Origin of the sequence: Cupriavidus necator, from assembly GCF_013141915.1 — a bacterium.
GTDB lineage: Bacteria > Pseudomonadota > Gammaproteobacteria > Burkholderiales > Burkholderiaceae > Cupriavidus > Cupriavidus necator_B.
In genome coordinates, this window is record NZ_SROX01000013.1 from 1 (window position 1) to 15,272 (window position 15,272).

17 protein-coding genes are annotated in these 15,272 nt (G+C 66.2%); 11 read left to right on the plus strand and 6 right to left on the minus strand.

Features of this window, described 5'->3' with window-relative positions:
- Nucleotides 1–324: 324 nt before the first annotated feature.
- From E5S69_RS21575 to E5S69_RS21590, 4 genes are all read right to left on the minus strand, one after another.
- Nucleotides 325–1,101, minus strand: a complete 777-nt coding sequence (locus E5S69_RS21575) for an enoyl-CoA hydratase (RefSeq protein ID WP_171516669.1) — start codon at nucleotides 1,099–1,101, stop codon at nucleotides 325–327.
- 91 nt (nucleotides 1,102–1,192) lie between these two features.
- Complete coding sequence (locus E5S69_RS21580) at nucleotides 1,193–1,945, minus strand: amino acid ABC transporter ATP-binding protein (protein ID WP_171516807.1); 753 nt, start codon at nucleotides 1,943–1,945, stop codon at nucleotides 1,193–1,195.
- A gap of 37 nt (nucleotides 1,946–1,982) precedes the next feature.
- Nucleotides 1,983–2,636: an amino acid ABC transporter permease gene (locus E5S69_RS21585; protein WP_171516670.1), complete on the minus strand. Its 654-nt coding sequence runs from the start codon at nucleotides 2,634–2,636 to the stop codon at nucleotides 1,983–1,985.
- Between the two features lie 114 nt (nucleotides 2,637–2,750).
- Entirely contained in the window at nucleotides 2,751–3,542 is a 792-nt protein-coding gene (locus E5S69_RS21590) for an amino acid ABC transporter substrate-binding protein (protein ID WP_171516671.1), read from the minus strand.
- Between the two features lie 267 nt (nucleotides 3,543–3,809).
- Between E5S69_RS21590 and paaG the strand changes: the two genes are divergently transcribed.
- From paaG to paaK, 3 genes are read left to right on the plus strand one after another with little or no spacing between them, the layout of a single operon-like run.
- Complete coding sequence (gene paaG / locus E5S69_RS21595; protein WP_171516672.1) at nucleotides 3,810–4,634, plus strand: 2-(1,2-epoxy-1,2-dihydrophenyl)acetyl-CoA isomerase PaaG; 825 nt, start codon at nucleotides 3,810–3,812, stop codon at nucleotides 4,632–4,634.
- A 40-nt stretch (nucleotides 4,635–4,674) separates the two neighbouring features.
- Nucleotides 4,675–5,127, plus strand: coding sequence for a hydroxyphenylacetyl-CoA thioesterase PaaI (gene paaI / locus E5S69_RS21600; protein ID WP_171516673.1), 453 nt, complete (start codon nucleotides 4,675–4,677; stop codon nucleotides 5,125–5,127).
- A gap of 51 nt (nucleotides 5,128–5,178) precedes the next feature.
- Complete coding sequence (gene paaK, locus E5S69_RS21605) at nucleotides 5,179–6,483, plus strand: phenylacetate--CoA ligase PaaK (protein WP_171516674.1); 1,305 nt, start codon at nucleotides 5,179–5,181, stop codon at nucleotides 6,481–6,483.
- Nucleotides 6,484–6,558: 75 nt separating this feature from the next.
- Here paaK and E5S69_RS21610 read toward each other — a convergent pair whose 3' ends face one another.
- The gene (locus tag E5S69_RS21610) at nucleotides 6,559–7,704 is read right to left on the minus strand and encodes a murein transglycosylase A (RefSeq protein WP_171516675.1); all 1,146 of its coding nucleotides are present in this window, start codon (nucleotides 7,702–7,704) and stop codon (nucleotides 6,559–6,561) included.
- 125 nt (nucleotides 7,705–7,829) lie between these two features.
- On the opposite strand from E5S69_RS21610, the gene E5S69_RS21615 reads away from it, so the two are divergent.
- Entirely contained in the window at nucleotides 7,830–8,045 is a 216-nt protein-coding gene (locus tag E5S69_RS21615) for a hypothetical protein (protein ID WP_171516676.1), read from the plus strand.
- Nucleotides 8,046–8,058: 13 nt separating this feature from the next.
- Here E5S69_RS21615 and apaG read toward each other — a convergent pair whose 3' ends face one another.
- Nucleotides 8,059–8,433, minus strand: a complete 375-nt coding sequence (gene apaG / locus E5S69_RS21620; RefSeq protein ID WP_012353991.1) for a Co2+/Mg2+ efflux protein ApaG — start codon at nucleotides 8,431–8,433, stop codon at nucleotides 8,059–8,061.
- Between the two features lie 182 nt (nucleotides 8,434–8,615).
- Here apaG and rpe point away from each other — a divergent pair, with 182 nt between their 5' ends.
- The 7 genes from rpe to E5S69_RS21655 all read left to right on the plus strand — a co-directional run bounded on the left by rpe (nucleotide 8,616) and on the right by E5S69_RS21655 (nucleotide 15,256).
- Nucleotides 8,616–9,317, plus strand: a complete 702-nt coding sequence (gene rpe, locus E5S69_RS21625) for a ribulose-phosphate 3-epimerase (RefSeq protein ID WP_171516677.1) — start codon at nucleotides 8,616–8,618, stop codon at nucleotides 9,315–9,317.
- Entirely contained in the window at nucleotides 9,314–10,057 is a 744-nt protein-coding gene (gene gph / locus E5S69_RS21630; protein WP_171516678.1) for a phosphoglycolate phosphatase, read from the plus strand. The genes rpe and gph overlap by 4 nt, the downstream gene beginning before the upstream one ends.
- Before the next feature lie 425 nt (nucleotides 10,058–10,482).
- A complete protein-coding gene (gene trpE / locus E5S69_RS21635; RefSeq protein WP_171516679.1) occupies nucleotides 10,483–12,000 on the plus strand; it encodes an anthranilate synthase component I in 1,518 nt (505 codons plus the stop codon).
- Between the two features lie 20 nt (nucleotides 12,001–12,020).
- Complete coding sequence (locus E5S69_RS21640) at nucleotides 12,021–12,590, plus strand: aminodeoxychorismate/anthranilate synthase component II (RefSeq protein WP_171516680.1); 570 nt, start codon at nucleotides 12,021–12,023, stop codon at nucleotides 12,588–12,590.
- A 59-nt stretch (nucleotides 12,591–12,649) separates the two neighbouring features.
- Nucleotides 12,650–13,678, plus strand: a complete 1,029-nt coding sequence (gene trpD, locus E5S69_RS21645) for an anthranilate phosphoribosyltransferase (protein ID WP_171516808.1) — start codon at nucleotides 12,650–12,652, stop codon at nucleotides 13,676–13,678.
- A gap of 26 nt (nucleotides 13,679–13,704) precedes the next feature.
- Entirely contained in the window at nucleotides 13,705–14,508 is an 804-nt protein-coding gene (gene trpC / locus E5S69_RS21650) for an indole-3-glycerol phosphate synthase TrpC (RefSeq protein ID WP_171516681.1), read from the plus strand.
- A gap of 118 nt (nucleotides 14,509–14,626) precedes the next feature.
- Nucleotides 14,627–15,256 (plus strand): CYTH domain-containing protein, encoded by a 630-nt coding sequence (locus E5S69_RS21655; protein ID WP_171516682.1) that lies wholly within the window; start codon nucleotides 14,627–14,629, stop codon nucleotides 15,254–15,256.
- Nucleotides 15,257–15,272 lie beyond the last annotated feature (16 nt).

The following is a 15,272-nucleotide window of genomic DNA, read 5'->3' on the forward strand; positions in this document are numbered from 1 at the left end:
GATTATGCAGAGCTTTCTTCGTTTCGTCAACCGTTTGCAGCAATCTTTTTTGCTGCCGTCAGCGCTGCAAACCTTGCTGCACCAACCTCCCGGCCAACCCCGCATCCCTTGCTGCGCCTGCCTTGCAGGAGCCGCGTGGTGTTGCGAGGGGGCGAATAGTAGGCCGATTTCGCCGCCCTTGCAACACCTTTGTCACGACGATCCGCTAAACGTTCCCGCGATTATCGGCTAAGGCCTTGAGCGAGAAGGAGAAACTCCGAAAGCACAGGGAACCTGCCATGCAATACCCCTAGCATATTCTCGGGTATTCCCCTGATCCTGGGGTCAACGATGCTGGAAGTTGGGGCTGCGTTTCTCGACGAAGGCGGCCATGCCCTCCTTCTGGTCTTCGCTGGCAAAGGTGGCGTGGAACAGCCGGCGCTCGAAGCGAACCCCTTCTGCCAGCGAGGTCTCGTAGGCGGCGTTGACCGACTCCTTGATCATCATGACCACCGGCAACGAGAACGCGGCGATGGTCTCGGCCGCCGCCAGCACTTCATCCAGCAGCTTGTCGGCCGGCACCACGCGCGACACCAGGCCCGAGCGCTCGGCCTCCGCGGCGTCCATCATGCGCGAGGTCAGGCACAGGTCCATCGCCTTGGCCTTGGACACCGCACGCGGCAGGCGCTGCGTCCCGCCCGCACCAGGCATGGTGCCAAGCTTGACCTCCGGCTGGCCGAACTTAGCCGAATCCGCCGCGATGATGATGTCGCACATCATCGCCAGCTCGCAGCCGCCGCCCAGCGCATAGCCGGCCACGCCGGCGATCACGGGCTTGCGGATCTTGCGGATGGTTTCCCAGTTGCGGGTGATGTAGTCGCCCTTGTAGACATCCATGAAGGAATACTTGGCCATCATGCCGATATCGGCACCGGCGGCGAACGCCCGCTCGCTGCCGGTGATGACGATGGCGCCGATACCCTCATCCTGATCAAAGGCGGTCAGCGCGGCGCCCAGTTCATCCATCAGCGCGTCATTGAGCGCATTCAGGGCCTTCGGGCGGTTCAGCGTGACCAGGCCAACGCGGCCACGGGTCTCGACCAGGATGTTCTCGTACGGCATGTCTTCTCCTATATAGGGTCAGGCGGATGGCGGGCGCCACCGGCTGCGGGCTATTCTGCCATCGGTTGCGGCGTGGCGGCGCTGAAGCCGGCTAGAGCATGTGCGCCAGGAATTCGCGGGTGCGCGCGTGCGCCGGCGCCCCGAACACTGCCTCAGGCCGGCCTTCTTCGAGGATCGTGCCTTCATCCATGAAGACGACATGGTTTGCCACTTCTCGCGCAAACCCCATTTCATGGGTGACGACGAGCATGGTCATGTGTTCTTCGGCAAGCTGCCGCATGGTGCGCAGCACCTCGCCGGTCAGCTCCGGATCGAGCGCGGAAGTGGGTTCGTCGAACAGCATGATGTCGGGTTCCATCGCCAGCGCCCGCGCGATCGCCACGCGCTGCTTCTGGCCGCCGGACAGCCGCGCCGGGTAGCTGTCACGCTTGGCCAGCAAGCCGACCTTGCGCAGCAGTTCCTCCGCCTTGGGGATCACCGCATCGCGCCGCAGTCCCTTGACGGTCACCGGCGCCTCGATGATGTTCTGCAGCACCGTCATGTGCGGAAACAGGTTGAACGACTGGAACACCATGCCCATTTTCCGGCAGATGCGGCGCACTTCCGCGTCCGCCACGTATCTGGCCGCGCCGTCGGGGCCGGCGGCAGCCAGCGTCTCGCCTTCAATGCGAAGGGAACCGCGATCGATCACCTCGAGATGGTTCAGGCAGCGCAGCAAGGTGCTCTTGCCCGAGCCCGACGGGCCGATCACCGCGGTGACATCGCCCTTGCGCAGGGTCAGCGAAACGCCCCGCAAGACCTGCAGCGGCCCGAACGACTTGAAGATGTCCCGTGCCGCGATCATGACGCCGGGCGCATCGGGGGAAGGGGCGCCGTTGCGGCTAGTCATCATGTTTGGCATAGCGTTTTTCGAGATTCTGGAAGAACCAGGTCAGAATCAGCGTCATCACCAGGTAAAACAGCGCGGCGACGAGAAAAGGCGTGGTGGTGAAATCGCGCTGCACGATGCCGCGCGCGGTGCGCAGAATGTCGTTGAGGGCCAGCACATAGATCAGGGAAGTGTCCTTGATCAGCGTAATGGTTTCATTGCTGACCGGCGGCAGCACCCGGCTGACCATCTGCGGCAGCACGACTCGCCGCATGGTCTGGAAGTAGCTCATGCCCAGCGCCTTGCTGGCCTCATACTGGCCGCGATCGACCGACTTGATCCCGGCGCGGAAGATTTCTGCGAAATAGGCCGCATAGTTGAGCGCGAAGGCCACTACCGCCGCAGGAAAATCGGGCAGCCGCACGCCGATGACGGGCACGAACGGCAGCGCGAAATAGATGAACAGCATCTGCAGCATCAGCGGCGTGCCGCGCATCAGCCAGATATAGCCGTTGACCAGGCCGCTCAACAGCGGCCATGACGAAATGCGTGCCAGTGCCAGCGCAAGCCCGAGCGGCACCGACAAGGCGAGCGTGATGGCGAATAGCGTCAGCGTGACTTTGGCACCCTGCGCCAGCGGCAGCAGAAGAGATAAGACGTAATCCATGCTCGCGCGTACAAGAAAGGTAGGACCCCGGGCAAGCCCGGCTTAAGGATCCGAAGGGGCCCGGAGGTGGCGCGGCGCCCCCCTGGATGGTGCGGGGCGCCACGCGGGTCTGGATTACTTGGTGAGGTCGGTACCGAACCACTGGGTGGCAATGCGCGCCGCGGTGCCGTCCTGCTTCATCGACGCCAGGGTCTGGTCGAGCTTGCCGAGCAGTTCGGCGTCATCCTTGCGCACGCCGACGCCGTAATCCTCGGTGCCGAAGTTTTCGTCCAGCACCCGGTATTCGCCGGCACGCTTGCTGATCAGGTAGCGGCCCACCACTTCATCTACCACGATCGCGTCGAGGCGGCCTGCCGACAGGTCCATCAGCGCCGTCACGTTATCGCCAAAGGTCTTGAGTTCCTTCAGGCTGGCGGCAATCTGGCTTTCCTTCTTGATGGCGTCCACCGCGCTGCTGCCGTCCTGCGCACCGACGATGCGGCCGGCCAGGTCAGCCTTGGCCTTCACCGGGGACTGGGTGACGACGATCACGATCTGGTGGTTGGTCATGTAGGGCGAGGTAAAGCTGATGTTCTTCTTGCGCTCATCGGTGATGGTCAGCCCGTTCCACAGCACATCGACACGCTTGCCGTTCAGCTCCGCCTCCTTGGCGCTCCAGTCGATCGGCTTGAACTCGACCGTCAGGCCAAGACGGCGGCTGGCTTCCTTGGCCATGTCGATATCGAAACCGACCAGTTCATTGCTGGCATCGCGGAAACCCATCGGCGGGAAATTGTCGTCCAGGCCCACAATGATCTTGGTGGCCGCATCCGTGCCGGCAGCGGGCGCGGGAGCGGTTTCTTTCTTGCCGCACGCGGCGAACAGCGCGACGGACGAAATCAGGAGCAATGCAGCGAGCTTCTTCATAGGAATTCCAAATGCGAATAGGAGAGCGCGCCGGGCTTCGCTTGGGCAGGCCGGCGAGGTTTCAGATTGTTGTTGGCAGCGCGATTATAGAGCGGCGCCTTCGGCCGGCATTGCGGACACGCCGGCATTCAGACCAACTGGCCTCGCCAGCGGGTAAAAATTAGTGCTAACATTGTCCGACCGACTGGTCGGTTTATTTTAGAGGTATCCGCCCGCACCGACCCGCGAGTGCTGGAAGCGCTCGAGCCCATTCGGCAGGAGACAACAATGCCCCCGACGTCCACGCCCGCTGGCCAGCCGGTCAGCATCGAGAGCGGCCCCATCCTGCTGGCTTGGCAGGGGGCGGTCGCGGTCATCACGCTCAATCGTCCCGACAAGCTCAACAGCTTCACCCGCGCCATGCACCAGGCGCTGCAGCTGGCGCTCGACCATGTCGAGGCCGGCGGCGCCCGCGCCCTGCTGCTGACCGGCGCGGGGCGCGGCTTCTGCGCCGGCCAGGACCTGGCCGACCTGGATTTCACCGCCGGACAGATGACCGACCTGGGCGAGCTGATCAATACCTGGTTCAATCCGCTGATCCGCCGCTTGCAGGCGCTGCCGCTGCCGGTGGTGGCGGCGGTCAACGGCACCGCGGCCGGTGCCGGCGCCAACCTCGCGCTGGCCTGCGACATGGTGCTGGCCGCGCGCTCGGCCAGCTTTATCCAGGCCTTCGTCAAGATCGGACTGGTGCCGGATTCGGGCGGCACCTGGCTGCTGCCGCAGCGCATCGGCATGGCGCGCGCGCTGGGCCTGGCCATGACCGGCGAGCGCCTGAGCGCCGAGGACGCCGAAACCTGGGGCCTGGTCTGGCAAACCATGGACGACCCGCTGCTGCCGGAACAGGCGCTGGCGCTAGCCACGCACCTGGCCAGTCAGCCGACCCGCGCGCTGGCCGCGATCAAGCGCGCCATGTATGCCAGCACCACGGCCACGCTCGACGCCCAGCTCGACCTCGAACGCGACCTGCAGCGCGAGCTGGGCCAGTCCGCCGATTATGCGGAGGGCGTCAACGCCTTCCTCGGCAAGCGCGCCCCGCACTTCACCGGCAAGTAAATAGCGGGCCCGTCCCCGCATCCCCAGACAGGAGACCAGCTTGAAACAGGACCCCCAGGCCCTTGCGGAAGCCGCCGCGGCCGCCATGTATGAAGCCGACACCTGCAGCCGCTGGCTGGGCATCACGGTCCAGGCGGTGCGACCGGGCTATGCGCGGCTGACGATGCCGGTACGCAAGGAATTTCTCAACGGCCACGGCATCTGCCACGGCGGCCTGATGTTTACGCTGGCCGATTCGACCTTCGCTTTTGCCTGCAACAGCCATAACATCAACACCGTCGCGGCCGGCTGCAGCATCGAGTTTCTCCGTCCCGTGCACGGCGACGACGTACTTACCGCCGAGGCCACCGAGCAGGTCCTGTCGGGCCGGCACGGCATCTACGATATCCGCGTGACCAATGCCGCGGGCCAGGTGGTGGCGATGTTCCGCGGCAAGTCCGCGCAGATCAAGGGACACGTGGTGCGGGCGCCTGACGGAAGCGAAGGCGCCTGAGCAAGGCCTGGCCAGACACTGACGATAAACGCCCCCCGTGCAGGAGACCCCATGAGCCCGCGCCTGACCGATCTGCCCCTGGATCCGATCGAGACCGCCAGCCGCGCCGAGCTGCAGGCACTGCAGCTGGAGCGCCTGAAATGGTCGCTCCACCACGCCTACGCCAATTCGCCGGTCTACCGGCGCAAGTTCGACGAGGCCGGCGTGCATCCGGACCAGCTGCGCTCGCTTGCCGACCTGGCCCGCTTTCCGTTCACCAGCAAGCAGGACCTGCGCGACAACTACCCGTTCGGCATGTTCGCCGTGCCGCAAGACCGGGTGGCGCGCATCCATGCCTCATCCGGCACCACCGGCAAGCCCACCGTGGTGGGCTATACCCTGCAGGACATCGACAACTGGGCCACGGTGATGGCGCGCTCGATCCGCGCCTCGGGCGCGCGCCGCGGCGACAAGGTGCATATCAGCTACGGCTACGGACTCTTCACCGGCGGGCTAGGCGCGCACTACGGCGTCGAGAAGGCCGGCCTGACCGCCATCCCGTTCGGCGGCGGGCAGACCGAGCGGCAGGTGCAACTGATCCAGGACTTCAAGCCGGAAGTGATCATGGTGACCCCCAGCTATATGCTGGCGATCGCCGACGAATTCGAGCGCCAGGGCATCGACCCGGCCAGCACCTCGCTGCGCGTCGGCATCTTCGGCGCCGAGCCGTGGACGCCGGAGATGCGGCTGGCGATCGAGAAGCGCATGGGCATTTCGGCGGTCGACATCTATGGCTTGTCCGAAGTCATGGGACCCGGCGTGGCCAACGAATGCGCCGAGACCAAGGACGGCCCCACCATCTGGGAAGATCATTTCTACCCCGAGATCATCGACCCCGACACCGGCGCGGTGCTGCCCGACGGCGAGTTCGGCGAACTGGTGTTCACCTCGCTGACCAAGGAAGCGATGCCGGTGGTGCGCTACCGTACGCGCGACCTGACCCGGCTGCTGCCGGGCACGGCCCGCGCGGCATTTCGCCGCATGGAGAAGGTCACCGGCCGCACCGACGACATGATGATCGTGCGCGGCGTCAACGTGTTTCCGTCGCAGATCGAGGAACTGATCCTCAGGCATGCCGAGCTGGCGCCGCACTACCAGTGCGTGCTGGCCAAGGAAGGACACCTGGATACGCTGACGGTGCGGGTCGAATGCGCGCACGGCAACGAGACCGCAGCGACGCACGGCGCGCGCGTGCGGCTGGCGCACGAGATCAAGTCCTATATCGGCGTGACCGCGGGGATCGAGGTGCTGCCGGAGGGTGGCATCGAACGCTCGGTGGGAAAGGCGAAGCGGATTGTCGATCAGCGGCCGCGCTGAAATCCGCCGGTTTGCTCCCCTCGCCCGCTTGCGGGAGAGGGGAGAGAACATTCGCAGTTTTAGCCCTGTCGAAGCTCAGCTGCGCGGCATCAGCACCCACATCCTGCCGCCCTGCTTCATCCTGCCGGCGGTCTCGCCGGCGGCATCGCCAGCGCCCCAGAAGAAGTCCGCACGCACGCCGCCCTTGATGGCGCTGCCGGTATCCTGCGCGAACACCAGGCGCTGGATCGGCTCGGTCGACAGCGGACGCGTGGTCGCCAGGAACACCGGCACGCCCAGCGGGATCGTCGCCGGGTCGACCGCGATCGAGCGCTCCGCGGTCAGCGGCACGCCCAGCGCGCCCACCGGGCCGTCGTTGCTGGGCGGCAGCTCGCGGAAGAAGACAAAGCGCGGGTTGATGTTCAGCATTTCCTCGACGCGGCCGGGATTGGCGCGCGCCCACGCCTTGATGCCCTGCATGGTGGCCTGCGCCGGGGTGATCTCGCCGCGGTCAAGCAGCCACTTGCCGAACGAGCGGAACGGCTGGTCGTTGGTGCCGCCAAAGCCCACCCGCATCATGCTGCCATCCGCCATGCGGATGCGGCCCGAGCCCTGGATCTGCAGGAAGGCGGCCTCGACCGGATCGTCGACCCAGACCAGCTCGTTGCCGCGCATGGCGGGATTCTGCAGCAGCTCGGCGCGCGCCGGCAGCGCGCGGTTGCCGAACTGCGCCGGCTTGCGGTACAGCGGCACCTGGTACTTGCCCTGGCGCGTGCGCGAGCCGTGCAGGATCGGCTCGTAGTAGCCGGTGATCAGGCCGCTGTCGGTGCCGTCGCCGTTCACCACGCGGTACGGCTGGAAGTTGCTTTCGAAATACGCGCGGATGGCGTCGATGTCGCCGGCGTTGACCATCATGCCGGCGGCGCAGGCGCGGTTCCATTCGGCGCGCTTTTTCAGCGCCTGACAGCTTTGCTGCAGCGCGGGCCAGGCCGCGCGCACATCATCCTGCGCCCAGCCGCCGATCTCGGCCCAGCTGGCCGCCTGCAGCCGGCCCTTCTGCGACGACGCCGAGGGCGGCGCCGTGCCGGACGGGGCCGTCTCGATACGCGGCGGCGGGCCGCTCATGCAGCCGGCCAGCAGCACCGCGGCGCCGGCCAGCGCCAGCCAGCCGCGCATGCGCCGCGCGGGCGAGGAAGAAACCTGGGAAACCTGTGGAGTCGGGAAAGCGTCCGCGTATGCCATCTTGCTGTTGTTCAATGTCCAGGAAGGGGCGGCCTGCCGGGCCGCATTCCGCCGGAATGCCCCTACAATGCCACCGTCATCCCTCAACCACCGCCTGCGCCCCCGCGGGCCGCGCTGCATCTGCCATGAGCAAGTTCTTCGAAGCCCATCCCATGCTGCTGTTCGCCCTGGAAGCCGGCGTGGCGCTGTTCCTGCTGATCTTTATCGTGGTCTGGACCATGGGCACGGCGAAAAAACATCCGCGTCCCACCCGTGCGCCGTCGGAGCACCCGTCGCGCCAGCCGGCGCAGGGTGACGCGCAAGCGCCGCCGCAGGATCAGGACAGCGCAACGCGCCCGTAGGTTCCCCGCAGGTTCAGTGCAGCATGCGCGGCAGCACCAGCGCGAATTCCGGGATCGGCACCTCGAAGCGGTGGCCGTCCTCGGCCACGCAGAAGTACTCGCCCTTCATCGAGCCAACCGGGGTCGAGATGGTCGCCCAGCTGGTGTACTCGAAATGCTCGCCTGGCTTGAGCAGCGGCTGGTGGCCGACCACCCCCAGCCCGGCGACTTCCTGCGTGCCGTTGTCGCTGTCGGTGATGATCCAGTGGCGCGAGATCAGCTGTGCCGCGACCTCGCCGGTATTGTGGATGGTGATGGTGTAGGCGAAGGCGTGGCGCCCGCGCTCGGGGTCGGACTGGTCCGGCAGGTACTGGGTGCGTACCGAGACGGAAAAAGCGTACTCGCTCATCGTGGCAGGGGCGGCGCGGCGCGCCGGGCAGGGAAAGGGGTAGCCGCATTGTGCGGGATGGGCGCGGCAGGGGCAAGAGCACCGGGCGAGCGTAGAATACCGGTCTTTGACCGCAGCGCCGCTTTTCCCGCGCGCGCAGCGGCGATCACAGCATTCCCCCGCATTCACCGCCAGCCGTCATCATGACCCAGCCTACCTTCCGCATCGCTCCTTCCATCCTGTCCGCCGACTTTGCCCGCCTGGGCGAGGAAGTGCGCCGCGTGACCGAGGCCGGCGCCGACTGGATCCACTTCGACGTGATGGACAACCATTACGTGCCCAACCTGACCGTGGGCCCGCTGGTATGCGAGGCGATCCGCCCGCATGTGACGGCGCCGATCGACGTGCACCTGATGGTGCGCCCGGTGGACCGGATCATCCCTGACTTTGCCAAGGCCGGCGCCAACATCATCACCTTCCACCCGGAAGCCAGCGAACACGTGGACCGTTCGCTCGCGCTGATCCGCGACCACGGCTGCCAGGCCGGCCTGGTGTTCAACCCGGCCACGCCGCTGCACCACCTGGACCACGTAATGGACCGCCTGGACGTGATTCTGCTGATGTCGGTCAACCCCGGCTTCGGCGGCCAGTCGTTCATCCCCGAGACGCTCAACAAGCTGCGCGCGGTGCGCCAGCGCATCGACGAATACACCGCGCGCACCGGCCGCACCATCCTGCTGGAAGTGGACGGCGGCGTGAAGGTCGACAACATCGCCGAAATCGCCAGGGCCGGCGCCGACACCTTCGTGGCGGGCTCGGCCGTGTTCGGCAAGCCCGACGCCGATGGCGGTTACCGCGGCATCATCTCGGCGCTGCGCGGCGAACTGGCCAAGGCCGCCCAATGACCGCGGGCGTGGTGCTGCGCCGCGCCGACTGGCGCGGCATCGAAGGCGTGATCGTCGACCTGGACGGCACCATGGTCGACACCGCGGGCGACTTCCACGCGTCGATCAACGCCATGCTGCTCACGCTGGGCCGCCAGCATCCCAACCTGGGGCCGGTGGCGCCGATGTCCCAGCAGGAAATCGTCAGCTACGTCGGCAAGGGCTCGGAAAACCTGATCCGGCGGGTGCTGGACGCGCGCTTTTCGCCGCTGCACGCCAACGGCCTCTTTGCCGATGCCTATGCGCTGTACGACCGCGAATACCTCCGCATCAACGGCCAGTTCTCGCAGGTCTATCCGGGCGTGCGCGAAGGCCTGGCGGCGATGAAGGCGGCCGGGCTGCGCCTGGCCTGCGTGACCAACAAGCCTTACAGCTTCACCGAGCCGCTGCTGGCCAAGACCGGCTTGGCCCAGTACTTCGAGCTGGTCTATGGCGGCGATGCCTTTCCGCTGCGCAAGCCCGACCCGTTCCCGCTGCTGAAGGTGGCCGATGCCTTCGGCCTGGAGCCGTCGGCCATGGCGGCGCTGGGCGACTCCGAAAACGACGCGCAGGCGGCCCGCGCGGCCGGCATGGGGGTGCTGCTGGTGCCCTATGGCTACAACCATGGCAACCCTGTACAAGGCGTCGACGCCGATGGTATAGTCGACTCCATTGCCCATGCCGCAGCGCTCTTTGCTGCACACTGGGCCGGTCATCGATAGTCCGTCGAGCCCGACCAAATCCTGAACCTTCAATGTTTCTCAACCGCAAACGCATCTCTTCTGGCAGTGATCGGCAGGCCTGGCCCTGGCGTCGCTGGCGCGCCTCCCAACAGGCGTAAAGTGCGTTCGCGAGTCTGCTGACACGCCTTCGATCCGAAGGCGTCGCCACTACCGGCCAGGCGACCAGCCATGCCGGGCATCATCACCCAAACCCGCCAACAGCCAGCGTAGCCCGATTCTCTGCTACGTTTAGCTCAAGAACGCGCCGCACGCCCTCCTTCCGGCCGTGTGCAGCCTTGTCCGCAAGCTTGCCGCACCACGGTCCGCAACCGGGGCGGAATTCCCATACGCTCCAGCCAACTCTGCCGACAAGCGGCACCGCGCCCGACCATCGCCCGCGGCGCGGGCCGAACAAGAGGACCGACATGACCGAACTGGAATTCAAATCGCTGGCCGACCAGGGCTACAACCGCATCCCGCTGATCGCCGAGGCCTTTGCCGACCTGGAAACGCCGCTGTCGCTGTACCTGAAGCTGGCCCAGTCGCAGACGCGCGGCGTCAATACCTTCCTGCTGGAATCGGTGGTGGGCGGCGAGCGCTTCGGGCGCTATTCCTTCATCGGCCTGCATGCCCGCACGCTGCTGCGCGCCTTTGGGGAGCGCACCGAGGTGGTGACCGACGGCAAGGTGATGGAAACCCACGAAGGCAACCCGCTGGACTTCATCGCCCAGTTCGAGAAGCGCTTCAAGGTGGCGCTGCGTCCGGGACTGCCGCGCTTCTGCGGCGGCCTGGCTGGCTACTTCGGCTACGACGCGGTGCGCTATATCGAGAAGAAGCTGGCCCATACGCAGAAGCCTGACGACCTCAACCTGCCCGACATCCAGCTGCTGCTGTGCGAAGAGCTGGCGGTGATCGACAACCTGTCCGGCAAGCTCTACCTGATCGTCTACGCCGACCCGACCACCCCAGAGGCCTACCCGCGCGCGCGCCAGCGCCTGCGCGAACTGCGCATGAAGCTGCGCCAGCCGGTGGACGTGCCGGTCACCAGCCCCTCGGTGCAGACCGAGGTCTACCGCGAATTCGCCAAGCCCGACTACCTGGCCGCGGTGCACAAGGCCAAGGAATACATCATGGCCGGCGACATGATGCAGGTGCAGATCGGCCAGCGCCTGGTCAAGCCCTACCGCGACGCGCCGCTGTCGCTGTACCGCGCGCTGCGCTCGCTGAACCCGTCGCCATACATGTACTTCTACAACTTTGGCGACTTCCAGGTGGTGGGCGCATCGCCGGAGATCCTGGTGCGGCAGGAGGAACGCAAGGTCGGCACCAACGGCGACACCCGCAGCGAGCGCATCGTCACCATCCGCCCGCTGGCCGGCACGCGCCCGCGCGGCAACACGCCGGACAAGGACGCCCAGCTGGCCACCGAGCTGCTGAATGACCCGAAGGAAATCGCCGAGCACGTGATGCTGATCGACCTGGCGCGCAACGATATCGGCCGCATTGCCGAGACCGGTTCGGTCAAGGTCACGGACAAGATGGTGATCGAGAAATACTCGCACGTGCAGCACATTGTCAGCTCGGTCGAAGGCACGCTGCGCGAAGGCATGAGCAACCTGGACGTACTGCGCGCGACCTTCCCGGCCGGCACGCTGTCGGGCGCGCCCAAGGTGCATGCGATGGAGATCATCGACGAGCTGGAGCCGCGCAAGCGCGGCATCTACGGCGGCGCGGTGGGCTACCTGTCGTTCGGCGGCGAGATGGATCTGGCGATCGCGATCCGCACCGGCATCGTCAAGGACGGCAACCTCTACGTGCAGGCCGCCGCCGGCATCGTCGCCGATTCGGACCCCGAAGCCGAATGGAGGGAAACCGAGGCCAAGGCGCGCGCCGTGATCCGCGCCGCCGAGCAGGTCCAGGATGGCCTGGACTCCGACATCTGAGAGAACAGGAGACAGACGCCATGCTGCTGATGATCGACAACTACGATTCGTTCACCTACAACCTGGTCCAGTACTTTGGCGAGTTGGGCGAGGACGTGCGCACCTACCGCAACGACGAGATCACCATCGAGGCGATCGAGGCGCTCAAGCCCGACCACATATGCGTCTCGCCCGGCCCGTGCAGCCCGAAGGAAGCCGGCATCTCGGTGGCGGCGCTGCAGCACTTTGCCGGCAAGATCCCGCTGCTGGGCGTATGCCTCGGCCACCAGGCCATCGGCGAGGCCTTCGGCGGCAAGGTGATCCGCGCCAAGCAGGTGATGCACGGCAAGGTCAGCACCATCGAGACCACGCAGCAAGGCGTGTTCGCCGGGCTGCCCAAACACTTCGACGTGACGCGCTATCATTCGCTGGCGATCGAGCGCGAGACCCTGCCCGACTGCCTGGAAATCACCGCCTGGACTCCCGACGGCGAAATCATGGGCGTGCGCCACAAGACGCTCGCGGTCGAAGGCGTACAGTTCCATCCCGAGTCGATCCTGTCCGAGCACGGCCATGCGCTGCTGGCCAACTTCGTCAAGGCGCCGCGATGAGACTGCTCGATTCCGCGCCCAGCTCCCATCACGCCATCCAGACTGTCAACGAGGACGCCATGATCACGCCGCAAGAAGCCCTGACGCGCTGCATCGAACACCGCGAGATTTTCCATGACGAGATGCTGCACCTGATGCGGCAGATCATGCAGGCGCAGATTTCGCCGGTGATGGCCGCGGCAATCCTGACCGGCCTGCGCGTGAAGAAGGAAACCATCGGCGAGATCTCCGCCGCCGCGCAGGTGATGCGCGAGTTCGCCAACAAGGTGCCGGTGGCGGATCGCGAGAATTTCGTCGATATCGTCGGCACCGGCGGCGATGGCTCGCACACCTTCAATATCTCGACCGCGTCGATGTTCGTCGCTGCGGCCGCGGGCGCGAAGATCGCCAAGCACGGCAACCGCGGCGTCAGCTCCAAGTCGGGCAGCGCCGACGTGCTGGAAGCGCTGGGCGTGAATATCATGCTGACGCCCGAGCAGGTCGGACAGTGCATCGAGCAGACCGGCATCGGCTTCATGTTCGCGCCCACGCACCACCCGGCGATGAAGAACGTGGCGCCGATCCGCAAGGAAATGGGCGTGCGCACCATCTTCAATATCCTGGGGCCGCTGACCAACCCGGCCGACGCGCCCAATATCCTGATGGGCGTGTTCCATCCCGACCTGGTCGGCATCCAGGTGCGCGTGATGCAGCGCCTGGGCGCGAAGCACGCCATCGTCGTGTACGGCAAGGACGGCATGGACGAGGTCTCGCTGGGCGCTGCCACGCTGGTGGGCGAACTGAAGGACGGCGAAGTGCGCGAGTACGAGATCCACCCCGAGGATTTCGGCCTGTCGATGATCTCCAACCGCGGCCTGAAGGTGGCCGATGCGGGCGAATCGAAGGAAATGCTGCTCGAGGCGTTGTCCAATGTGCCCGGCACCCCGCGCGAGATCGTGTCGCTGAACGCGGGCACCGCGCTGTATGCCGCCAACGTGGCGGACTCGGTCGAAGACGGCATCCGCCGCGCGCGCGAAGCCATCGCCAGCGGCGCGGCCCGCCAGAAGCTCGACGCGTTCGTGCGGGCCACGCAGCAGTTCAAGGCCTGATCCCTTTATTTCTGGCAGATAGCCGCATGTCCGACATCCTGCAAAAGATCCTGGCCGTCAAGGCCGACGAAGTCGCCGCCGCGCGCAAGCGGCGCGACCTGCCCAGCCTGCGCGCGGAGGCCGAAAGCCTGCGCAGCGAGGCCGGCTTTGCGCCGCGCGGCTTTGAACGCGCGCTGCGCGACAAGATCGCCACCGGCCACGCCGGCGTGATCGCCGAAATCAAGAAGGCCTCGCCGTCCAAGGGCGTGCTGCGCGAGCAGTTCGTGCCCGAGGCCATCGCCGAAAGCTATGCCGCGCACGGTGCGGCCTGCCTCTCGGTGCTGACCGACGAGCACTTCTTCCAGGGCCACGCCGACTACCTCAAGCGCGCCCGCGGCGCCTGCCCGCTGCCAGCGCTGCGCAAGGACTTCATGGTCGACCTGTATCAGGTCTATGAAGCGCGTACCTGGGGCGCCGATTGCATCCTGCTGATCGTCGCCGCGCTGGATCCGGGGCTGATGGCCGATCTGGAAGCCTGTGCCCACGAGCTTGGCATGGACGTGCTGGTGGAAGTCCATGGCGGCGATGAACTGGACGCGGCGCTGCGGCTGAAGACCCCGCTGCTGGGCGTGAACAACCGCAACCTGCGCACCTTCGAGGTGTCGCTGGACAACACCATTGAACTGCTTCCGCGCATGCCGGCCGACAAGCTGGTGGTGACCGAGTCCGGCATCCTCGGCCCGGCGGACGTGCAGCGCATGCGCGACGCCAATGTGCATGCCTTCCTGGTGGGCGAGGCGTTCATGCGGGCGAAGGATCCTGGGGTTGAGCTGGCGCGGTTGTTTGGCTGAGGGTAAATCGCGTTGGATTAGGATCTACCGCTTGTTTGCTTCCCTCTCCCGCTCGCGGGAGAGGGAACCGGTTTGTGGTGATGGGGAAGCCATCGCCATTGCTCACCGCTGATCCACCATGCCCCAGGAAATCGAACTCAAGCTCGCCGTCCCCGACGCCGCCCTTGCCCCGCTCACCGCCTGGCTCGACGCCAACGGCCAGCCGCAAGGCGAAGCCACGCTGCTCAACGTCTACCTCGATACACCCGAACGCAACCTGGCGCAGGCCCGCGCCGCACTGCGGCTGCGCCGCAAGGGCGTGCAATGGCTGCAGACGCTGAAGACCGCCGGCAGCAGCCAGGGCGGCCTGGCCACCCGGCATGAGTGGGAAACCGCGATCGCCGGCGAGGCCATCGAGCTGCAGACCTTTCCCGCTGAAGCGCAAACCGTGCTCGCGCCACTGATCGGCAGACTGGCAATGGTGTTCCGCACGGACTTTGTCCGCCGTAGTTGGATCCTCACGCAGGACGGCGCGCGTATCGAGGCGGCGCTGGACACCGGCACCATCACCGCGCCGGCCAGCGTGGCGCAGGAACGCATCCAGGAACTCGAGCTGGAATGGCTTGATGGCGATGCCGCGCACGCCGCCGATGCCTTGCGTGCCTTCGCCGCACGCCTTGCCGCCGTGGTCGCACTGGCGCCCTCGGATCTGAGCAAAGCCGCGCGGGGCTACCGCCTGGCGGGAATCGCCGAGGGCAAGGCGTCATAATCGCGGTTTTGTCGCC